This window comes from Pseudomonas sp. B35(2017), from assembly GCF_002113645.1.
Lineage (GTDB): Bacteria > Pseudomonadota > Gammaproteobacteria > Pseudomonadales > Pseudomonadaceae > Aquipseudomonas > Aquipseudomonas ekonensis.
Genome location: NZ_NEIZ01000003.1, coordinates 487,289 through 510,072 on the forward strand (window position 1 = coordinate 487,289; position 22,784 = coordinate 510,072).

The window sequence follows — 22,784 nt, forward strand, 5'->3', positions numbered from 1 at the left end:
GGCGAACCCTCAGCGGTGGACCACGCCAGGCAGTACGCAGAGCATTTCGTACAGCAGGTTGGCGGCCAGCAGCGAGGTGTTGCCGGTGGTGTCGTAGGCGGGCGAGACTTCTACCAGATCGCAGCCGATCAGGTCGAGGCCCTGGCAGCCGCGCACGATCTCGATCGCCTGGATGGTGGTCAGGCCGCCGATTTCCGGGGTGCCGGTGCCGGGCGCCCAGGCCGGGTCGATGCCGTCGATGTCGAAGCTCAGGTACACCGGGCCGCCGCCGACCTTCTCGCGCACTTCGGCCATCAACGGCTCCAGCGACTTGTGCCAGCACTCTTCGGCCTGCACCACGCGGAAACCCTGGTCGCGGCTCCAGTTGAAGTCGTCGGCGGTGTAGCCCTGGGCCCGCAGACCAATCTGCACCACGCGGTCGCAATCCAGAAGGCCTTCTTCGACGGCGCGACGGAAGGTCGTGCCGTGGGCGATCTTCTCGCCGAACATGTGATCGTTCACATCGGCGTGAGCGTCGATGTGCACCAGGCCGACCTTGCCGTGCTTTTTATGGATGGCGCGCAGGATCGGCAGGGTGATGGTGTGGTCGCCGCCCAGGGTCAGCGGGATCACGTTGTGCTCGAGGATGTTGTCGTAGGCTTCTTCGATGATGCGCACGGCGTCGAGCAGGTTGAAGGTGTTGATCGCCACGTCGCCGATGTCGGCCACCGACAGCGAGTCGAACGGGGCGGCGCCGGTGGCCATGTTGTACGGGCGGATCATCACCGATTCGGTGCGGATGTCGCGCGGCCCGAAACGGGTGCCAGGGCGCAGGGAGGTGCCGATGTCCAGCGGCACGCCGACGAAGGCGGCGTCGAGGCCGGCGGCGGTGTCGAGGTGGGGGAGTCGGAGCATGGTGGCGATGCCGCCGAAGCGCGGCATTTCGTTGCCGCCCAGTGGTTGGTGAAGAATCTTGTCCACGGGTAGGGCCTCATCGTCTTTGTTTTAGTTGTTCGGGTACGCCGCTTACGCAAGGTTCGGGCACCGTTGTGGGCGGATTCTGCGAAATGCCGCAGGTCGGAAGAATCGCTGCGGGCAAATACTTAGTTCAGATTTTTCTGAACTAATGGCGAGGCGCGAGATAGACTTCTCGGCCATCCCCAATTGGGATGACGAATACAAAACCCGTGGGAGCGAGCCTGCTCGCGATGACGGACTGGCGGCTAGCGTCAACGTTGACTGAGCCACCGCCATCGCGAGCAGGCTCGCTCCTGCAGGGTTTTCCGTTGTGTTGAGTTGAGCGCTTTACCCGAGTCCGGAGCATTTGTATGGCCAACGCTTTACCCGACCTGAAACTTTTGCGCATCTTCGTCAGCGTGGTGCGCCATCAGGGATTCGCCAACGCCCAGCAGGAGCTCAACCTGTCGACCTCGGCGATCAGCACCTACATGAGCCAGCTGGAGGCCGCCCTCGGCCTGGTGCTGTGCCACCGCGGGCGCGGCGGGTTCAGCCTGACCAGCAAGGGCGAGCTGTTCCATCAGGAGACCCTGCGCCTGTTGGCCGAGCTCGAAGGCTTCGAGCAGTACGCCGCCGCGCTCAAGGGCGAGCTGCGCGGCACGCTCAACCTCGGGGTGATCGACTCCACCGTCAGCGACAAGGCCCTGCCGTTCGCCGAGGCCATCGGCGCCTACAGTCAGGAGCACCCGGCGGTGCACCTGCACCTGTCGGTGATGAGCCCCTACGAATTGCAGCTGGGCGTGCAGGACAACCGCCTCGACCTGGCCATCGGCGCGTTCTCCACGCGCATGAGCGGCCTGGTGTACATGCCGCTGTACCGCGAGCAGCACTGGCTGTACTGCAGCAACCGTCATCCGCTGTTCACCGAGCGGCGGATCCCCGAGCAGGTCATCACCCAGCAGCGCATGGTCGGGCGCGGCTACTGGAGCCAGGCGGAACTGGCCCGCCACGGCTTCAAGCACAGCGCCGCGACGGTGGAAAGCATGGAGGCGCAGCTGATCCTGGTGCTGTCCGGCGCCTACATCGGTTACCTGCCGGAGCATTACGCCCAGGCCTGGGCCGACAAGGGCGACCTGCGCGTGCTGCTGCCGGCGACCTTCGGCTACCAGGCGCCGTTCTCGATGATCATGCGCCGTGGCCGCAGCCGCGAGCCGCTGATCCAGACCTTCCGCGATTTGCTCAAAGCCCAGCTCAATCAGGCCTGAAAATGTCCAGACCCCAATGCCCGCGCTGTCTGCGCCCCCGAACCCATTGCCTGTGCGCGCTGATCCCCCGCCTCGACAGCCGCACGCGCGTGTTGCTGCTGCAGCACCCGAGCGAAGTCAACCATGCGCTCAACACGGCGCGGCTGGCGGCGCTGGGGCTGACCAACGCCGAGCTGATCGTCGGTGAGGTGTTCGAGGGTCTGCCGGCGCTGCTGAACCGGCCGGGGTATCAGGCGCGCTTGCTGTTTCCGGCGGACGATGCGCAGCCGCTGCAGGCCTACGGCGCGTCCGACGAACCGCTGCTGCTGGTGGTGCCCGACGGCACCTGGCGCAAGGCGCGCAAGCTGCTGCACCTCAACCCGTTGCTGGCGGCGCTGCCGCGGGTGACGCTGGCCGACGGCGGGGTGTCCCGCTACCGCTTGCGCAAGGCGCCCGGGCCCGGGGCGTTGTCCACGGTCGAGGCGATCGTCCAGGCCTTGCAGACGCTGGAGGCGCCGGCGTCGTTCGAGCCGCTGCTCAAGCCGTTCGAGGCGTTGATCGAGGGGCAGATCGCGGCGATGGGGGAGGAGACCTTCCAGCGCAATCATGCAGAAAAATGACCGGTGCCCTTGCTGGCCCCATCGCTGGCAAGCCAGCTCCCACAGGTATCACCGGTGCCTGCAAAATCCAGGCACACCGCAAACACTTGTGGGAGCTGCGGTGCGACGACTCGACTTGCCAGCGATGAGGCCGGCACTGCCGGCATTTCTGCTGCCTGACCCACCGCCATCGCCAGCAGGCTGGCTCCCACAAAGGATCCCGGCTGTCCGCAGAATCCCGGTACACCGCACAACCTGTAGGAGCTTGCCTGCAAGCGATGAGGCCGGCACTGCCGGCATTTCTGCTGCCTGACCCACCGCCATCGCCAGCAGGCTGGCTCCCACAAAGGATCCAGTCTGTCCGCAGAATCCCTGTACACCCCACAACCTGTAGGAGCTTGCCTGCAAGCGATGAGGCCAGTTCAGCCGACATCTCTGTTGCCTGGCCTACCGCTATCGCTGGCAAGCCAGCTCCCACAGTGTCCCTGTCGAACACAAAGTCCGAGCCCGGCGCTGAACCTGTGGGAGCTGGCTTGCCAGCGATGAGGCCATGCCTATCAGCACAAATTCCGGATAATCACTAGCGTTCGCGCATCGCCTCGGTCCGGGCTTTGAGCACCGGCTTGAGCAGGTAGTCCAGCACGGTTTTCTCGCCGGTGATGATGTCCACCGTCGCCACCATCCCCGGGATGATCAGCAGTGGCTTCACGTCCCCGCCCAAATGGTTTTTGTCGGTGCGCACCTGGATCAGGTAGAAGCTGTTGCCCTTGTCGTCGGTGATGGTGTCGGCGCCGATCAGTTCCAGCTTGGCGCTGAGCCCGCCGTAGATCGTGTAATCGTAGGCGCTGAACTTGACCATGGCTTTCTGGCCCGGATGCAGGAACGCCACGTCCTGCGGACGCACCTTGGCCTCGATCAGCAGGTTGTCCTCCAGCGGCACGATCTCCACCATGTCGCTGCCTGGCTGCACCACGCCGCCGATGGTGTTGACCTTCAGTTGCTTGATCACCCCGTGCACCGGCGAGGTCACGGTGGTGCGGCTGACGCGGTCGTCGATGGCGATGCTCGACGCGGTGATCTTCGACAGGTCGGTGCGTTTCTCGTTGAGCTCCTTGGCCGCTTCGGAGCGGAAGGTCTGCTCCGATTCGTCGATCTTGCTGCGGATCTCGGCGATGGCCGATTCGGCCCGGGGGATCGCCAGGGTGGTGGCGTTGAGCGAGCCGCGGATCTCCACCGCGCTGCGCTTGAGCCGCAGGATCTCCACCGGGGAGACCGCGCCGGTCTTGACCAGCGGTTCGGACATGTTCATCTCCTGATTGACCAGCGCCAGGCTTGAGCTGAACTGCCCTTGCTTGGAGCGGAACTCGGCCAGTTCCTGGGTCTTCTGCCGCAGTTGCTCGCTGAGAGTGCGCTGTTCGCTGGCCAGTCGCCGCTGCCGTTGTTCGTACAGCGAGCGTTCGTCCTCGGCCACCTGCGGGGCCTTGCCGCTGACTTCGGCGGACACCGTGAACGGCCGGCCCTCGGCCTCCGCCGACAGCCGCTCGACCTGGGCCATCAGCGCATAGCGGTCGGCCTCGCTTTCGCCCTTGTTCGACAGGAACCGGGTGTCGTCCAGGCGCAGCAGGGTGTCGCCCTTGTTCACCATCTGGCCTTCGCGCACGAAGATTTCCGTGACGATGCCGCCCTCCAGGTTCTGGATCACCTGCACCTTGCTCGACGGGATCGCCTTGCCTTCGCCCATGGTCACTTCCTGGAGCACCGCGAACCTGGCCCACACCAGCGCGCTGATCAGCAGCGCCGCCGCCAGCCACACGGTGATGCGCGAGGCCCGCGGCGAATCCTGCAGCGAGGCGCCGGCGGTTTCCGGCATGAACTCGGCCTCGGCGCTTTTGCCGAAGCTGTCGAAGTAGCCGCGCTGTTTTGAAGACGAAGAAGCAGACATGGGGCAACTCCTAGACCGCGGCCGAGCCGACCCGGCCCTTGCGCAGCGCATCGATGACCGCTTCCTTCGGACCGTCGGCGACGATCCGGCCGTTGTCCAGCACCAGCAACCGGTCCACCAGGCTCAGCATCGAGGTGCGGTGAGTGACCAGCAGCAGGGTCTTGCCTTGCACCTGTTCGTGGAGCTTCTGGCGCAGGGCGTCTTCGCTGCTGTTGTCCATGGCGCTGGTGGGTTCGTCCAGCAGCATGATCGGCGGATCCAGCAGCAGCGCCCGGGCCAGCAGCACCGCCTGGCGTTGGCCGCCGGAGAGCAGTTGCCCGCGCTCGCCCACCGGCCGGTCGAAGCCTTGCGGGTGCTGGCGGGCCAGTTCGGTGACGCCGGTCAGTTCGGCCACTTCGAGCATCCGCGCATCGCTGACGTAGCGGGCGCCGAGGGTCAGGTTGTCGCGCAGGCTGCCGGCCAGCAGCGGCAGGTCATGGGCGACGTAACCGACCTGTTGGCGCAGGTCGGCCACGTCCAGTTGGCGCAGGTCCAGGCCGTCGAGCAGCAGCTGGCCTTCGCCGGGCTCGTAGAAGCCCATCACCAGCCGTGCCAGGGTGCTCTTGCCCGAGCCGCTGCGGCCGATGATGCCGATCCGTTCGCCGGGCTTGAGGCTGAAACTGATGTGGTTCAGGGCCGGGGCGTTCTGGCCGTTGTAATGGAAGGTCACGCCGTTGACGTCCAGCGCGCCTTGCAGTTGCGTGCGCTCCAGGGGCCGCTGCTTGCCGTCGCGCTCCTGGGGCAGGGCCATCAGGGCGTCGGTGCTTTTCATGGTCAGCTGCGCTTGCTGGTAGCGGGTGATCAGCCCGGCGATCTGCCCCAGCGGCGCGAGCACACGGCTGCCGAGCATGTAGCTGGCCACCAGCGCGCCGACGCTCAGGTTGCCGGCGATGATGCTGTAGACCCCTGCGACGATCGTCGCCATCCCCGAGAACTGCTGGATGAACAGCGTGCCGTTGGTCGCCAGCGCCGAGAGGTTGCGCGCATGGCTGTCGAGGCGGGTGAGGGCGCCGTGGGTGCTTTCCCACTTGTGCTGGCGCTCGCTTTCGGCGCTGCACGCCTTGAGGGTCTCCAGGCCGCCGAGGGTCTCGATCAGCAGCGCCTGGCGCTCGGCGCCCAGGCTCAGGCTCTTCTGCACGGTGTCGCGCAGGCGGGCCTGGATCACCAGGGCGAACACGATGGTGACCGGGAACGCCGCCAGCGGAATCACCACCAGCCAGCCGCCGAGCAGGCCGATCACCGCCAGCATCAGCACCACGAAGGGCAGGTCGATCAGGCTGGTCAGGGTGACGGCGGTGAGGAATTCGCGCAGGCCCTGGAAGTCGTGGATGCTCTGGGCGAACCCGCCGATGGTCGCGGGCCTGGCCTTCATCGCCATGCCGGTGATGCGCTCGAACAGGGTCGCGGACAGGATCACGTCGGTCTTCTTGCCGGCGGTGTCCAGCAGGTGCGCGCGCACAACCCTCAGCACCAGTTCGAAGCCGGTGCCGATCAAAAGACCGATGGCCAGCACCCACAGGGTCGAGGTGGCCTGGTTCGGCACTACGCGGTCGTAGGTCTGCATGACGAACAGCGGCACCATCAGGCCCAGCAGGTTGATCAGGAAACTGGCGAGGATCGCGTCGCTGTACAGCCATTTCGACAGCTTCAGGGTGTCGCGAAACCACGCCTGCACCCGCGGCACCAGCGGCGAGCGCAGGTCTTCCAGTTCATGGCGCGGCCGGGCGAAGAGGGCCTGGCCGCTGTAGTGCCCGGCGAGCTCTTCGTGGCTGACCCACTGCTCGCCGCCGTCGGCCTCGCTGGGCAGGATCAGCGCCTTGCCGTCGTCGGCCAGGCGCCGCAGCACGGCGGTGCGGCCGTTGTTCAACAGCAGCAGCACCGGCAGGTTGAGCGGGGAAATGTCCTTCAGCTCACGGCGCAGCAGGCGTGCCTGCAGACCGGCCCGTGCCGCTGCGCGGGGCAGCAGGTCCAGGCTCAGGCGTTGCTTGTCCAGGGGCAGGCCGGCGCTCAGGCTGGCGCGGCTGACGATGGCGCCGTGGAGCTTGCAGAGGATCAACAGACCGTCAAGCAACGGGTCGTCGAAACTCAGCCGCGGATCGATCCCGGTGTTGCCGGGTTCCATGCTGGTCATACCGATCGCTCCCCTTGATGAAGGGCCGATGACCTGCGGCGAGGGAGCAAGCGCCCTCGCCGCAGCGAATCACTTCAGACGAGCTACTTCAGTTCGGGCAGACGCGCCTCGTTCTTCACTTCCGTGGCGGCGATCGCGTCGGCGGGCAGCACCACCCGTTGCTTGCTCAGCAACTGGCCCATGTTCGCCAGCACCCGGTACATCGAGAACTCTTCGGTGTAGCGGATCTCGGTGTAGCGGCGGTTGGCGTTGTACAGCTCGTTTTCGCTGTCGAGCAAGTCGAGCAGGGTGCGCTGGCCGAGGCCGAACTGGTCCTGGTAGGCGGCGCGCACGCGCTTGGTGGTCTCGGCGTATTCGCGGGCGGTCGGGGTCTGCTTCTTGGCGTTGACCATCGCGTTCCACGCCAGGTGGATGTTCTCGTTGAGCTGGCGCAGGGCGTTGTTGCGGATGTCCATCGCCTGGTTGATCTGGTGCGCGTCGGACGCCAGGCGAGCCTTGTCGCTGCCGCCGCGGAACAGGTTGTAGTTCATCACCACGCCCACGCGCCATTCGTTGTCGTGGCCTTCGTCGCCCTGCACGTTGTTGTTCGCGCCCACGGCGGCTTCGGCATCGAAGCGCGGGTAGAACGGCGACTTGGCGACTTCGTACTGGCTCTCGGCCGATTGCACGTCGGCCTGGGCGGATTTCAGGTAAGGGTTGTTCTCGACCATGCTCTGCTGGGCCTCGCGCAGGTCGGCGGGCATCTCGCCGCGGGTCGAGGGCGGGGCCTCCAGCTCGTCGGGCATGCGCCCGACCACGCTGTAGAAGTTCGACTCGGCGTCGGCCAGGTCCACCTCGGCGGTGTCGAGGTTGTTCTGCGCCAGCGCCTTACGGGCCACCGACTGGTCGGAGTCGGCGGTGCTGCCCACGCCGCGTTCGGTGCGCAGGCCGATCTGGTCGTTGACCCGCAGGTGCGCCTGCAGGTTGTTCTTGGCCAGGGTCACCAGTTCGCGGCGCTTGAGCACTTCGAGGTAGACCTCGATGGTGCGCAGGGCCAGGTCCTGGGCGGTGCCTTGCGCATAGTAGGCGCGGGAGTTGGACACGCCCTTGGTGCGCTCGACCTCGTTGGCGGTGTTGAAGCCGTCGAACAGCATCTGCCGCAGGCGCAGTTCGGACTGGGTGTAGTTGAGGATTTCGGTGTGGTGGTTGCCGAAGGCCCGGGTATTGGTGTTGTCGCTGTAGCCGCGCCCGTAGGCGGCGTTCAGGTCCACCGACGGGTAGAAGCCGCCCTTGGCGACCTTCACCTGCTCATCCGCGGACAGGCGGGCGTCCACGCGCGAGGCCAGTTCCGGGTGGGTGGCGATGGTGCTCTGGATGGCTTCGGTGAGGTTCATGGCCTGAGCCTGGGAAGTGCAAGCCATGGCCAGCAAAACCGCACTGCAGAGGGGGGTCAATACGCGCATGGTTTACATCTCCCTGAGTCCTGATGGTGTTTCACTGTCGCCAATTTATTGACGATTTTTGTTGTAAAAAGCGTTTCATCTCTTTAACAACAGAGCTAAGAACATCCTGAAGCGTAGCTAAGAAAAATTTTTCATATGGGTTATGCCGAAAAAAACTTATGCGCTTGGCCGAAACCGGCACATTGTTCCTCTCGAAAGCCTTTGTTTTATGAGCTTTAGGGAGCACAGAAAGGCTTGAGGAAAGTTCCACTCACTTTGCGACATACGGCGAAGTACTGCTAAAGGGGAGGGACGCGTAGCGGTCAATGGGCGACAGTTTTTTGTCACTCGGGTGATTCACCACCGTTACGTAGCGCTAGTGGGCGTGCTGCAGTGATCAGGGATCACAAGTGCTTGAGGGCACTGACATTTCCCGGTCCTGCGCGACCTGCGAAACGAACTGCCGAGGTGCGAGAGCGTCGCCCCGGCAACCCGCTTGAGCCATGGGCTGCTTCGCGAACCAGCGCCGACGGTGGTCGGCAGCGGAGGAAATGCACATGGCAACGCTCATCGGGATCGTCACTAAGGTCGTGGGTCAGGTTTTTGCGGTGGGGGGCGACGGCAGCCGTCGCGCCTTGGTCGAAGGCGACCGGCTCTACGCCGGCGATCAGCTGGTCACGGGGGCCGAAGGCGCCGTGGCGGTGCACCTGCAGAACGGCCAGGAACTGACGTTGGGCCGCGACAGCAGCCTGACCATGACCGGCCAGTTGCTGGCCCATCAGGCCACTCATGTCGACACCCCGGAAGCGTTGACCCCCAGCGAAGCGCAGCTGACCGACGTCGAGCAGATCCAGAAAGCCATCGCCGCCGGCGAAGATCCGACGAAATCCGCTGAAGCCACCGCGGCCGGCCCCGGTGCGACCGGCGGCGCACCCGGCGAACTGGGCGGCGGCCACAGTTTCGTGCTGCTGACCGAAGTGGGCGGGCGGGTCGATCCGATCATCGGTTTCCCCACCGCCGGGTTCGGCGGCATTCCCGAGTTTCCCGAAGAGCGCCACAACGCCGTGATCGACAACGGCGACAACACCCCGGCGCCGGTCGTGCCGCCGGTCAACAATCCCGTCACCCTCAGCGGCCTGGATGTGCCGGGGGGCGAACTGACCGTCAACGAAGCCAACCTGCCTGACGGCTCCGCCGCCAATCCGGGGGCGCTGACCCAGACCGGCAGCTTCACGGTCTCCGCCCCCGACGGCCTGACCAGCCTGAGCATCGGCGGCATCAACGTGATCGTCGGTGGCGTGGCCGCAGGTTTCCCGCAGTCGGTCACCACGCCGCTGGGCAACACCTTGACCGTCATCGGCTACAACCCGGCGACGGGCACCGTGACCTACAGCTACACCCTCAACGGCAGCGAAACCCATGCATCGGGTGACGGCGCCAACAGCCTCGGCGAACACTTCACCGTGGTGGCCGGGGACAGCAACGGCGACACCTCGACCGGCTCGCTGGACGTCAACATCACCGACGACGTGCCCAAGGCCGTGGACGACAGCAATGCCTCGACCGCCTCGGAAACCACCCTCACCCTGACCGGCAATGTGCTGCCCAACGATGTTCAGGGCGCCGACCGCATCCCCGTCGGCCCCGACAGCGGGCCGGTGGTGGGCGGCACGTTCGTCGGCACCTACGGCACCTTGGTGCTCAACGCCAACGGCACCTACACCTACACGCTCAACACCAGCGACGCCGACTTCAAGAACCTGCACGGCGGCGGCAGCGGCACCGAGACCTTCACCTACACCCTGCGGGACGCCGATGGCGACACCAGCACGGCGAACCTGGTGCTGCAGGTCCACAACAATGACGATCCCGTCGTCATCGGCGGATTGAACGTCGAAGGGGGCGAAGTGACGGTGTTCGAGAAGAACCTGTCCCTTGGCAGCGCGCCTGATTCGGCGGCGCTCACCCAGAGCGGCACGTTCACCGTCACCGCTTTGGACGGCGTCACCACCCTGACCGTGGGCGGCATCGCCGTGGTCACCAACGGCGTGGCCGCCGGCTTCCCGCAATCGGTCACCACACCGCTGGGCAGCACCTTGACCATCACTGGCTTCAACGCCGCGACCGGCGTCGTGAGCTACAGCTACACCCTGGTCGACAACGAGGCGCATCCCAACGCCAATGGCGCCAACAACCTGCCTGAGCAGTTCGCCGTCACGGTGGTGGACGACAACGGCACGACGGCCAACGGTACGTTGGACGTCAACATCATCGACGACCTGCCGAAGGGGGTGGATGACAGCAACACATCGACCGCCTCGGAAACCAATCTGACTTTGACGGGCAACGTGCTGACCAACGACGTGCAGGGAGCCGACCGGATTCCGGTCGGGGAAAGCACCGGGCCGATCACCGCAGGGACTTTCGTCGGGACTTACGGCACGTTGGTGCTGAACGCCAACGGCACCTACACCTACACCCTCAACACCACCGATGCCGACTTCAAGGCCTTGCACGGCGGCGGCAACGGCACGGAAACGTTCACCTACACCATCACCGACTCGGACGGCGACACCAGCACCGCGAATCTCGTGCTGAACATCCACAACAACGACGATCCGGTGACCATAAGCGGCCTGGACGTGAACGGCGGTGAGCTCACCGTCTACGAGAAGAACCTCAGCGACGGCAGCGCGCCGGACTCGGCGGCCCTGACCCAGAGCGGCACGTTCACCGTGACCGCGCTGGATGGCGTCACCACGCTGACTGTGGGCGGCATTGCCGTAGTCACCAATGGCGTGACGGCAGGGTTCCCTCAGTCCGTCACCACGCCTTTGGGCAGCACGCTGACCATCACGGGCTTCAACGCGACGACCGGCGTCGTGAGCTACAGCTACACCTTGGTGGATAACGAGGCGCATCCGAACGCCAATGGCGCCAACAACCTGCCTGAACAGTTCGCCGTCACGGTGGTGGACGACAACGGCACCACGGCCAACGCAACCCTCGATGTGAACATCATCGACGACCTGCCGAAGGGGGTGGATGACAGCAACGCGTCGACCGCCTCGGAAACCAATCTGACGTTGACGGGCAACGTGCTGACCAACGACGTGCAGGGAGCCGACCGGGTTCCGGTCGGGGAAAGCACCGGGCCGATTACCGCAGGGACTTTTGTCGGGACTTACGGCACGTTGGTGCTGAACGCCAACGGCACGTACACCTACACGCTCAATACCAGTGATGCTGACTTCAAGGCATTGCACGGCGGGGGCAACGGCACCGAAACCTTCACCTACACGATCACCGATTCGGACGGCGACACCAGCACCGCCAACCTGGTGCTGAACATCCACAACAACGATGACCCGGTGACCATCAGCGGCCTCGACGTGAACGGTGGCGAACTCACTGTCTACGAGAAGAACCTCAGCGACGGCAGCGCGCCTGATTCGGCGGCCCTGACCCAGAGCGGCACGTTCACCGTGACCGCGCTGGATGGCGTCACCACGCTGACTGTGGGCGGCATTGCCGTAGTCACCAATGGCGTGACGGCAGGGTTCCCTCAGTCCGTCACCACGCCTTTGGGCAGCACGCTGACCATCACCGGGTTCAATGCCGCCACCGGCGTCGTGAGCTACAGCTACACCCTGGTCGACAACGAGGCGCATCCGAACGCCAATGGCGCCAACAACCTGCCTGAGCAGTTCGCCGTCACGGTGGTGGACGACAACGGCACGACGGCCAACGGTACGTTGGACGTCAACATCATCGACGACCTGCCGAAGGGCGTGGATGACAGCAACACATCGACCGCCTCGGAAACCAATCTGACGTTGACGGGCAACGTGCTGACCAACGACGTGCAGGGCGCCGACCGGGTTCAGGTCGGGGAAAGCACCGGGCCGATCACCGCAGGGACTTTCGTCGGGACTTACGGCACGTTGGTGCTGAACGCCAACGGCACCTACACCTACACCCTCAACACCACCGATGCCGACTTCAAGGCCTTGCACGGCGGCGGCAACGGCACGGAAACGTTCACCTACACCATCACCGACTCGGACGGCGACACCAGCACCGCCAACTTGGTGCTGAACATCCACAACAACGACGATCCGGTGACCATCAGCGGCCTGGACGTGAACGGCGGTGAGCTGACCGTCTACGAGAAGAACCTCAGCGACGGCAGCGCGCCGGACTCGGCGGCCCTGACCCAAAGCGGAACCTTCACCATCACCGCGCTGGACGGCGTCACCACCCTGACCGTGGGCGGCATTGCCGTGGTCACCAACGGCGTGGCGGCAGGGTTCCCTCAGTCCGTAGTGACCCCATTGGGCAGCACGCTGACCATCACGGGCTTCAACGCGGCGACCGGTGTCGTGAGTTACAGCTACACGCTGGTCGACAACGAGGCGCATCCGAACGCCAACGGCGCGAACAACCTGCCTGAACAGTTCGCCGTCACGGTGGTGGACGACAACGGCACAACGGCCAACGGCACGCTGGACGTGAACATCATCGATGACCTGCCGAAGGGTGTGGATGACAGCAACACATCGACCGCCTCGGAAACCAATCTGACGTTGACGGGCAACGTGCTGACCAACGACGTGCAGGGCGCCGACCGGGTTCAGGTCGGGGAAAGCACCGGGCCGATCACCGCAGGGACTTTCGTCGGGACTTACGGCACGTTGGTGCTGAACGCCAACGGCACGTACACCTACACCCTCAACCCCAGTGATGCCGACTTCAAGGCCTTGCATGGCGGCGGCAACGGCACCGAAACCTTCACCTACACGATCACCGATTCGGACGGCGACACCAGCACCGCCAACCTGGTGCTGAACATCCACAACAACGATGACCCGGTGACCATCAGCGGCCTCGACGTGAACGGTGGCGAACTCACTGTCTACGAGAAGAACCTCAGCGACGGCAGCGCACCGGACTCGGCGGCCCTGACCCAGAGCGGCACGTTCACCGTGACCGCGCTGGATGGCGTCACCACGCTGACCGTCGGCGGCATCGCCGTGGTCACCAACGGCGTGGCCGCAGGCTTCCCGCAATCGGTCACCACGCCGCTGGGCAGCACCTTGACCATCACCGGTTTCAACGCTGCGACCGGCGTGGTCAGCTACAGCTACACGCTGGTGGACAACGAAGCCCACCCGAACGCGAATGGCGCGAACAACCTGCCTGAGCAGTTCGCCGTGACAGTGGTGGATGACAACGGCACGACGGCCAACGGCACGCTGGACGTGAACATCATCGACGACCTGCCGAAGGGCGTTAACGACTCCAACGCTGGCACGGCCTCGGAAACCAACCTCACCCTGACCGGCAATGTGCTGACCAACGACGTGCAAGGCGCCGACCGCGTACCGACCGGCCCCAACGCCGGCCCGATCACGGCGGGCACCTTCACTGGCACCTACGGCACCTTGGTGCTGAACGCCAATGGCACCTACACCTACACCCTCAACACCAACGATCCGGACTTCAAGAACCTGCATGGCGGCGGTAACGGCACCGAAACCTTCACCTACACCATCACCGACTCGGACGGTGATACCAGCACCGCCAATCTCGTGCTTCAGATCCACAACAACGACAACCCGGTCATCATCTCCGGCCTGGACGTGAACGGTGGCGAACTCACCGTCTACGAGAAAAACCTCAGCGATGGCAGCGCGCCTGACTCGGCGGCCCTGACCCAAAGCGGCACGTTCACCATCACCGCACTGGACGGCGTCACCACGCTGACCGTCGGCGGCATCGCCGTGGTCACCAACGGCGTGGCCGCAGGCTTCCCGCAATCGGTCACCACGCCGCTGGGCAGCACGCTGACCATCACCGGTTTCAACGCCGCGACCGGCGTGGTCAGCTACAGCTACACCCTGGTCGACAACGAAGCCCATCCGAACGCGAATGGCGCCAACAACCTGCCCGAGCAGTTCGCCGTGACTGTCGTTGACGACAACGGCACGACGGCCAACGCAACCCTCGACGTCAATATCATCGACGACCTGCCGAAGGGCGTTAACGACTCCAACGCTGGCACGGCCTCGGAAACCAACCTCACCCTGACCGGCAACGTGCTGACCAACGACGTGCAAGGCGCCGACCGCGTACCGACCGGCCCCAACGCGGGCCCGATCACGGCGGGCACCTTCACTGGCACCTACGGCACCTTGGTGCTGAACGCCAATGGCACCTACACCTACACCCTCAACACCAACGATCCGGACTTCAAGAACCTGCATGGCGGCGGTAACGGCACCGAGACCTTCACCTACACCATTACCGACTCGGACGGCGACACCAGCACCGCGAACCTGGTGCTGAACATCCACAACAACGACGATCCGGTGACCCTCAGCGGCCTCGACGTCAACGGCGGCGAACTGACCGTCTACGAGAAGAACCTCAGCGACGGCAGCAGCCCCAATGCCTCCGCGTTGACCCAAAGCGGCACCTTCACCGTGACGGCCCCGGATGGTCTGCAAACCCTGACCGTGGGCGGCATCGCCGTGGTCACCAACGGCGTGGCCGCAGGCTTCCCGCAATCGGTCACCACGCCGCTGGGCAGCACGTTGACCATCACCGGCTTCAACGCCGCGACCGGCGTCGTGAGCTACAGCTACACCCTGGTGGACAACGAAACCCACCCGACCGCCAACGGCGCCAACAGCCTCACCGAGAACTTCAACGTGGTGGCCACCGACGGCGACGGCAGCACCGCGAGCGGGCAGATCAATGTCAACATCATCGATGACCTGCCCACCGCCAAACCCGACACCGGTTCGGTGGCGGAGGGCGGCACGGTTAACGTCAGCGTGCTGGGCAACGACGTCAGCGGCGCCGACGGCGCGGCCACCGTGGTGGGCGTGCGGGCCGGCGGCAACACGTCGACCTCGGCGATCGGCGGCCTCAACAGCAACATCAACGGCACCTACGGCTACCTGACCCTGGACGCCGCCGGCAACGCGGTCTACCACAGCAACCCGAACTCGGTGAGCCCGCCCGGCGCCACCGACACCTTCACCTACACCATCCGCGACACCGACGGCGACGAGAGCACCACCACGATCACCATCAACGTCGCCGATTCCAACCTCAAGGCGTCGGTCGACCAGGATGTGACCGTCTACGAAAAAGCCCTCGACCTGACCAAGGACGGCCAAGACCTGGCCGCCGGCACGGTCACCGGCAGCGAGCCCGGCAACACCGGCGAAACCATGTCCGGCACCCTGGTCGGCTCGGTCACCGGCGGCAGCGGGGCGATCACTTACACCCTGGTCGGCAGCGGCACCGGCACCTACGGGCAGATCCTGCTCAACGCCGACGGCACCTACACCTACACCCTGACGTCGGCGCCGAAGACCACGCCCAACGCCAACGACGGGCCGAACGTGCTGAGCGAAAGCTTCACCTACAAGGCCACCGACGCCCTGGGCAACTCCACCACCAGCACCATCGTGGTCAACATCGTCGACGACGTGCCCAAGGCCGTGGCATCCGACCGCTCGGTGGCGGCGGTGGAGATCGACTCCAACATCCTCATCGTGCTCGACATCTCCGGCAGCATGGCTGACGCCTCCGGCGTGCCGGGCCTGTCGCGGCTGGACCTGGCCAAGCAGGCGATCAGCGCCTTGCTCGACAAGTACGACGACCTGGGCGATGTGAAAGTGCAGCTCGTCACCTTCAGCAGCAGCGCCACCGACCGCACCTCGGTGTGGGTCGACGTGGCCACTGCCAAGACGATCCTGGCCGGCCTCAGCGCCGGCGGCGGCACCAACTACGACGCCGCCGTGGCCATGCTGCAGACGGCGTTCAACACCTCGGGCAAACTCACCGGGGCGCAGAACGTCGGCTACTTCTTCTCCGACGGCAAACCCACCACCGGCCAGGAGATCGGCACCGCCGACGAGGCCGCGCTGAAGGCCTTCCTCGACGCCAACAACATCAAGAACTACGCCATCGGCCTGGGCAACGGCGTGAGCAACGCCAACCTCGATCCGCTGGCCTACGACGGCATCAGCCACACCGACACCAACGCGGTGGTGGTCACCGACCTCAACCAGCTCAACTCGGTGCTGTCGGGCACCGTGCAGGGCGCGCCGGTCACCGGTTCCCTGCTGGGCGAGGGTGGTACGTTCGGCGCCGACGGCGGCTTCATCAAATCCATCGTGGTGGACGGCACCACCTACACCTACGACCCCAAAGCCAACAGCGGCCAGGGTTCGCTGACCTTCAGCGGCGGCGCCAACCACGGCACCTTCAACACGGTCAACAACACCCTGAGCATCGCCACCAACAACAGTGGCACCCTGGTGATCAACCTCGACACCGGCGACTACAGCTACACCTCGCAGAAGACCACCACCGTGGTCATCACCGAGAACATCGGCTTCACCGTCAGCGACAACGACGGCGACCTCGCCAGCTCGACGCTGACGGTCAAAGTGATCCCCAACTCGCCGCCGGTGGCGGTGGACGACCACATCATCACCAACGTGCTGTCGGGCAACATCGTGGTGCCGGGGGAACTGCTGCTGGCCAACGACACCGACCCGGACGGCGACACCCTCAACGCCTCGCCCACCAGCTTCAACACCGGCTGGGTGGCCAAGGGCGCGGACTTCACCGGCTCAGGCGCCATCAACTTCTCCGGCACCAGCAACACCGCCGCCAACCAGAGCCTGGCCGACGTGCGCAATTCGTTCGCCGCCAACGCCGCGACCATGACCGCCGTGCTGGTGGTCAGCGGTTACCTGGGCGCGGTGACCAACGCCAACGCCAACGACGAGGATCTGATCACCATCAAGCTGAAACAGGGCGAGACCCTCAACCTGGACCACAACCTGGCGGCCGGGCACATCACCATGGAGTACTCGCTCAACGGCGGGGCGTTCGTCAGCATCGCCGACGGCGGCACGATCACCGCCGGCGCCGACGGCACCTATCAGATCCACCTGACCAACATCACCAACACCAGCGGCGGCAACGCCAACGCGGCGGAGAACTACCAGCTGACCATGACCGTGAACTACGCCGGGGCCCAGAACACCACCCCGGACTACCACGGCACCTACACCGCCAACGACAACCACGGCGGCAACGACACGGCCAACGTGACCATCAGCTACCAGGACGGCCACACCCTCACCGGCACTTCGGGCGATGACGTGCTGGTGGCCGGCAGCGGCGACAACATCCTCAACGGCGGCGACGGCAACGACGTGCTCACCGCAGGCTCCGGCAACAACGAACTGCACGGCGGCGCCGGCAACGACTTGCTCTACAGCGGGCCCGGCAACGACCTGCTCGACGGCGGCAGCGGCATCGACACCGCCAGCTACGCCCACGCCACCGCCGGGGTGACGGTCAACCTGAGCCTGCTCGGTGCGCAGAACACCGTGGGCGCCGGGACGGACACCCTGACCGGCATCGAAAACCTCGTGGGTTCGAACTTCAACGACACCCTCATCGGCGACAGCAACAGCAACGTCATCAACGGCGGCCTGGGCAACGACATCCTCAACGGCGGGGGCGGCGACGACCTGCTGATCGGCGGGATGGGCAACAACACCCTCACCGGGGGACCGGGGGCCGACACCTTCCAGTGGCTCAAGGGCAACAGCGGCCACGACACCGTCACCGACTTCACCCCCGGCACCGACAAGCTCGACCTGTCGCAACTGCTGCAAGGGGAGAACGGCACGGCGGCGTCGCTGGACGACTACCTGCACTTCACCGTCACCGGCAGCGGCGCGTCGGTGGTGACCACCATCGATGTGAGCGCCATGGCCGGCGCCACGCCGAACCAGACCATCGACCTGGCCGGCGTCAACCTGGCCAGCCACTACGGCGTGACGCCGGGGGCGGGCGGGGTGATCGCGGGCGGGGCGGATACGGCGACGATCATCAACGGGATGCTGAATGATCATTCTTTGAAGGTGGATACGGTCTGAGGGGCGGTTGAGGCAGCATAGCCCCGCGCTCACGGTGTACGGGAGCACGGGGCTTCGCTGATTACCTGATTCCAACACCAAAGGCGTGGTTGTTGAAGAAGCTGTTTACGATGGCTGCGCTCCTGGCTCCCGTTACAAGATGAACCGTGACCTTGGCCGGCTTCAAGAAATAGCTGGTAGGTGTGCTCGACCAGTAAAAGTTGCTTCCCATTGGCCAGCTTCCACCGTAAGTGCGTTGGATCTCGTGCATTTCATCTGCGTTAGGGATATGCGCTCCCAAGTTGCTGGCCGCTGAGCTCATTTGTGCCCAGGTGCCTGCCCCCACCCCTAAAACATGAATCACACCGCTGACGGACACCGAATAGCTCAACGATTGATTGGTCGCATCCCTCACTGTAATGCTTGCGGTTCCGCGCCCCCTGACGGTCACCAACCCGGTTGCGTCAACGACTGCCACTGCCTGATTGCTGGATGTGTAGGTGTAGGGTGGCTGGCCGTTGGATGCCTGGTAACGCACTGAGGTGCCAGGGCCAAAGGCCGGCAGTAAATTTGGATAGGCAGGCAGCAAATAGATTTTTCCGCTCAACGTCACCGGACTGGTGTTGAAGCTCAACGGCGAAATCACTGTAAAGCTCCGCGCATTGGACACCTGCCCGGTGCTCACGGCCTTGGCCGTGACCGAGTGCGCACCCAAGGCCACATTCAGCGTGGTGCTCCAGACATTTCCCACGGCCCGCACCGTGTGCTTGGGCACATTGTTGTCGTGGATCTGCACTTCGTGATTGGGGGTGACGCTGCCTTGCAGGGTCACGGTCGTGCGGGTCGTCCGCCCGCCGTTCGGCACTTCACCGTTCGAATCCCTCACCGAGGTGAGCGTCGGGGCAACGTGCTCGGCCACCACGAACGTGCGCGGCGGCGCGGACACCGGGCTGTCGCCGTACAGCGCCAGCGCGGTCAGGCTGTACGCCTTGGCGGTCAACCCGTTGACGACGTGGCTCCAGTCGCCCTGAGCGTTGGCAAGCGGCTCGCCCAGCGCCTGCGTGCCGTCGAGCAGCCGCACCTTCTGGCTCGGGCTGGCCGTCCCTCTGACGGTAACGGTCCGGTCATAGGTGGTGGCGCCGTTGGCGACGCTGCCAAGGGAATCGGTGACGTTGGAAATCACCGGTTTGTTGGCGACGGCCACCGTGAACGCCCACGGCGGGCTGGTCACCGGGTTGGCGTCATACAGCGCCCGGGCGGTGAGGTGATAGGCCTTGACCGTCAGGTTGTTCAGCACCTTGCTCCAGACACCTTCCGAACCGGTGCCGCCCGGGGCGACGTCCGCCGAGCCGTAGGAGTTGGCCCCGTCGAGAATCTCCACTTTCTGCCCACGGGTCGCCGTGCCCGTCACGGTGACCTGGTCGTTGTAGGTCACGCCGCCATTCGCCACCGTGCCCCATTGGTCGGTGACCCGGGTGATCGCCGGCGTCAGGTAGTCGTAGCGGGTGCGGATCGTCAGGTTCAGCCGGGGAAACTCAATGGCGGTGTGCTCCTGCACGTCGCCGTCGAACGTCACCTTGCACACGACCGACGCCGATGAAGCGTGATCCAGTTTCAGCAGCTCGGAACGGGGCAGGGTTTCCTTCAGACCGGCGCTGACTTGTCCGGCGGTGATGAGCGCACCGTCCAGCAACACAATGCGGTAATCACTGCCGTCCAGCGCCTTGCCTTCCAGGCGCAGCCACAAACGCTGCTCAAGCGCGATGTAAGGCCAGACCTTGACCTGTACATCCGGATCGCCGGCAAATTCCATCAGATCCAGCACCTGATTGACCGCTTGCGGCACCTCCGGGCGCGGCAGCTCGGTTTCCGGTGACTGGAACCGCAGCACGTTGAGCGTCAGCAGCTCCGAGGTGGTCCAGAAGTTGTAGCGCTTGACGTCATAGGTCACCGACACCGGCCGGCCGATGTTGGGCCCCACCACCGACGCCGGCAGATGGAACTGCACCCGGCCGCTGGCGTCGGCCGGCAGTTCCAGGTCCTCCGACGTACCGGCGCCGGGCGTGCCGCGCCACTTCAGGGCAATGGTGTCGAGTGCCGGATCCATGTTGGCGTACGCCACCGCCACATCCACCCCGCCCAGCGCCTTCATCGGGTCGAGGCTGTCGCCGTCGGCCTGGATCACGTCGGGCGGCGGCAGCTCCCCGACCAGTTGCCCGATCAGCAGCTCATACGTGGCCGAATAGCTCAGCAGCCCGGTGGCCGCATGCTTGAGGGTGTAGCGGATCTTCACGTACTGGCCGATGCTGGGCGTGACGAAGCGGGCGTCCACCCGGAAGTTCACCGGCTTGCCGGCCGACACGGTGGTGATGGGCAGCCAGTCGCTGGTGCTGATGTCCGAGTCCACAGCGGTCCAGTAGTAGGTCAGAATGTCGTCCTTCACCGTGCCGGTGTAGCCGACCCGCACCGTCACCTTTTCGTACACCCTGGCCGGGTCGAGAACGCCCTCGATGGCCTCGGGCACGTCCGGCGCCGGCAAGGTCGCGGGGATCGCCTGCACCTTCAGCAGCAGGTGTTCGGACTCGCTCGTGCCGTAGGCCGAGGTGTCGTTGATCACCCGGTACCAGAGATCCAGGCGCCCATTGGCCAGCAAGCCGATGTGCTCGCCCATGACATACAGCGTGACAAGCTTCGCCACGGCGTCGTTGCGGCTTACGTCGTACTGCACTGTGTACACATAGGGCGCGCCGTTGGCCAGGGTGCCTTCCCAGATCAGCTCGACAGTGTCGCCGTCCGCCATGCCGGGGTAATGGATGTCGACGGTGGCGTGGTTCACGCCCGGCTCAAGGACATCGCCCACCGCTTCGCGCACCACTGGGGCAGGGTGGGCGTACACATCGCCGATCACGTTGGCGAAGGTGTGCTTGGAGGCCAGCGGCGGTTGGCCGTCCTTCTTGGTCAGCATGTAGAACACATCCACCGAGCCGTTGACCAGTGCCCGCACCTCTTCGTAGGGAACCCGCAGTTCGAGAATGCTCGGCACGTTGGCGATGACCGTCGACTGCGTGTGAACCAGCGGTTTGCCGCTCAGCGGTGTGCCGGTCCAGGTCATCGTCACCGTGTCGCCGACGGCGAAGTCTTCGGTGCGGACGTGGATCTGCACGGTGACGGGCTGCTGGTTGAGCTGTTTGAGGTCGATGACGCCATTGAACGATTCCCTGATGATCGGCGCTTCCAGGCGCGAGGCACCGGCCTCGACGTCGACGGTGGTGGTGAGCGACCACTTTTCCGAATAGTTCCAGACCTCGTCGTACACCTCATACGCGATCAGCAGGGCGGAGCTGTCGCCGCCGGCAAGGATGTCGGCCTGCTCGGCGCGCACCACGATGGGCAAGGTGCCGTCGACGTGGGCCTGCGTCAGCACCAGCGGTGCCAGGAACACGCTGCCCCACTTCACTTGGATCGTGTCGCGCAACGCGATGTTGGGGTAGCGCTGGATCGTCATCGGCACGCCCTTGGCGGCCCACTCGGCGTCGACGCCTTGCTCGATCACCTCCTGGGGCAGTTGCACGATCTTGAGCTCCGAGTGGCCGGGTTTGTGCGGCTCTTTGTCGATGCCGGCCGGGCGGTCGAGCTTGACCCGCAAGCGCAGCGGCACGGAGGGATCGTCCGGTGCCGCTTCCCCTGCGCGGTGCAGCAGGAAATAGCACTCCTCGATCCAGCCCGGCACGAAGCGGGCGGCCGCGACGAAGAAGAACAGCCGCTGATTGACGTCGTTCGCCGTCACCACCTGGTGATAGACCACGCTCTGGTCAAGGAAGACATCCACGGTGTCGCCTTCGGCCATGGAGATCCACGGGTCGATGACGAACATCACCCCTTGCTCATGGTCGCTGACCACCGCAATGCTGATGCCGCCGTCGCCGTCCGTGATCGGCCGGGTCATGCCGGCGATGAACAACGGCTGCAGGGCCAGCACGCCGAAACCGGGCGCGTTGCCGACGAGGGTGAGCGGGGCGGGCAAGTAGGAACGCAAGGCGGTCATGGTCAGCTCCTTGCCGAGGTGGGCATGGATGTGCAGGCGGGTCGTTGACCGGAATTAGGGACTGCGCAGGGGTGTTTGACCACTGTCAGATCTGACAGGGGGAGGGTGATTTCCGATGACCGGCTGCATGCACGAAGCCTGTTTCAGCCCACCGCGAACCCTGGAGCCAGCCTGCTGGCGATAGCGGTGGGTCAGTCGAATGTGATGTTGGCTGACCCACCGCCATCGCCAGCAGGCTGGCTCCCACAGGGTCTTGTATCTGCTCAGAGGACCGCGTCGGCCTTCAGCTCCAGGCTGTCCAGCACCCGGTTCACCGCCAGTTCGCCGAGCATGATCAGCTGCGCGATGCCTTGCGCCGTGTGCCGGTGCTGGCCGTCCAGCAGCCCCGCAAAGTTGTTGGCCATGACCTTGGCCGAGGTCAGGGTCTCGCAGGCGTCGGCCAGCAGTTCCTCGTTGTCGGCGGCGGGGGCG

Annotated in this window: 9 protein-coding genes; 3 read left to right on the forward strand and 6 right to left on the reverse strand. The window is 65.1% G+C overall.

Going from position 1 to position 22,784, the window contains the following annotated elements; translation table 11 throughout:
* Nucleotides 1-9: 9 nt before the first annotated feature.
* Nucleotides 10-960, reverse strand: coding sequence for an agmatinase (gene speB / locus CAG41_RS08950; protein WP_085584959.1), 951 nt, complete (start codon nucleotides 958-960; stop codon nucleotides 10-12).
* Between the two features lie 347 nt (nucleotides 961-1,307).
* Between speB and CAG41_RS08955 the strand changes: the two genes are divergently transcribed.
* Together CAG41_RS08955 and CAG41_RS08960 are read left to right on the forward strand one after the other, a co-directional pair.
* Nucleotides 1,308-2,201: a LysR family transcriptional regulator gene (locus tag CAG41_RS08955; RefSeq protein WP_085584957.1), complete on the forward strand. Its 894-nt coding sequence runs from the start codon at nucleotides 1,308-1,310 to the stop codon at nucleotides 2,199-2,201.
* A 2-nt stretch (nucleotides 2,202-2,203) separates the two neighbouring features.
* On the forward strand, nucleotides 2,204-2,800 hold the full coding sequence (locus CAG41_RS08960) for a tRNA-uridine aminocarboxypropyltransferase (RefSeq protein ID WP_085633082.1): 597 nt from the start codon (nucleotides 2,204-2,206) through the stop codon (nucleotides 2,798-2,800).
* A 559-nt stretch (nucleotides 2,801-3,359) separates the two neighbouring features.
* Here the strand turns inward: CAG41_RS08960 and CAG41_RS08965 are convergent.
* The 3 genes from CAG41_RS08965 to CAG41_RS08975 form a co-directional block, all read right to left on the reverse strand.
* A complete protein-coding gene (locus CAG41_RS08965) occupies nucleotides 3,360-4,721 on the reverse strand; it encodes an HlyD family type I secretion periplasmic adaptor subunit (protein WP_085584952.1) in 1,362 nt (453 codons plus the stop codon).
* Between the two features lie 10 nt (nucleotides 4,722-4,731).
* Nucleotides 4,732-6,891: a type I secretion system permease/ATPase gene (locus CAG41_RS08970; RefSeq protein ID WP_085641276.1), complete on the reverse strand. Its 2,160-nt coding sequence runs from the start codon at nucleotides 6,889-6,891 to the stop codon at nucleotides 4,732-4,734.
* Nucleotides 6,892-6,974: 83 nt separating this feature from the next.
* Entirely contained in the window at nucleotides 6,975-8,333 is a 1,359-nt protein-coding gene (locus CAG41_RS08975; RefSeq protein WP_085584948.1) for a TolC family outer membrane protein, read from the reverse strand.
* Between the two features lie 536 nt (nucleotides 8,334-8,869).
* Here CAG41_RS08975 and CAG41_RS08980 point away from each other — a divergent pair.
* Entirely contained in the window at nucleotides 8,870-18,289 is a 9,420-nt protein-coding gene (locus CAG41_RS08980; RefSeq protein ID WP_085706890.1) for a retention module-containing protein, read from the forward strand.
* Nucleotides 18,290-18,350: 61 nt separating this feature from the next.
* On the opposite strand, the gene CAG41_RS08985 is transcribed toward CAG41_RS08980, so the two are convergent.
* Together CAG41_RS08985 and CAG41_RS08990 are read right to left on the reverse strand one after the other, a co-directional pair.
* Nucleotides 18,351-22,313, reverse strand: coding sequence for an Ig-like domain-containing protein (locus tag CAG41_RS08985; RefSeq protein WP_085706891.1), 3,963 nt, complete (start codon nucleotides 22,311-22,313; stop codon nucleotides 18,351-18,353).
* A 263-nt stretch (nucleotides 22,314-22,576) separates the two neighbouring features.
* A partial coding sequence (locus CAG41_RS08990; protein WP_256575737.1) for a DUF6124 family protein occupies nucleotides 22,577-22,784 on the reverse strand: 208 nt, incomplete at its 5' end.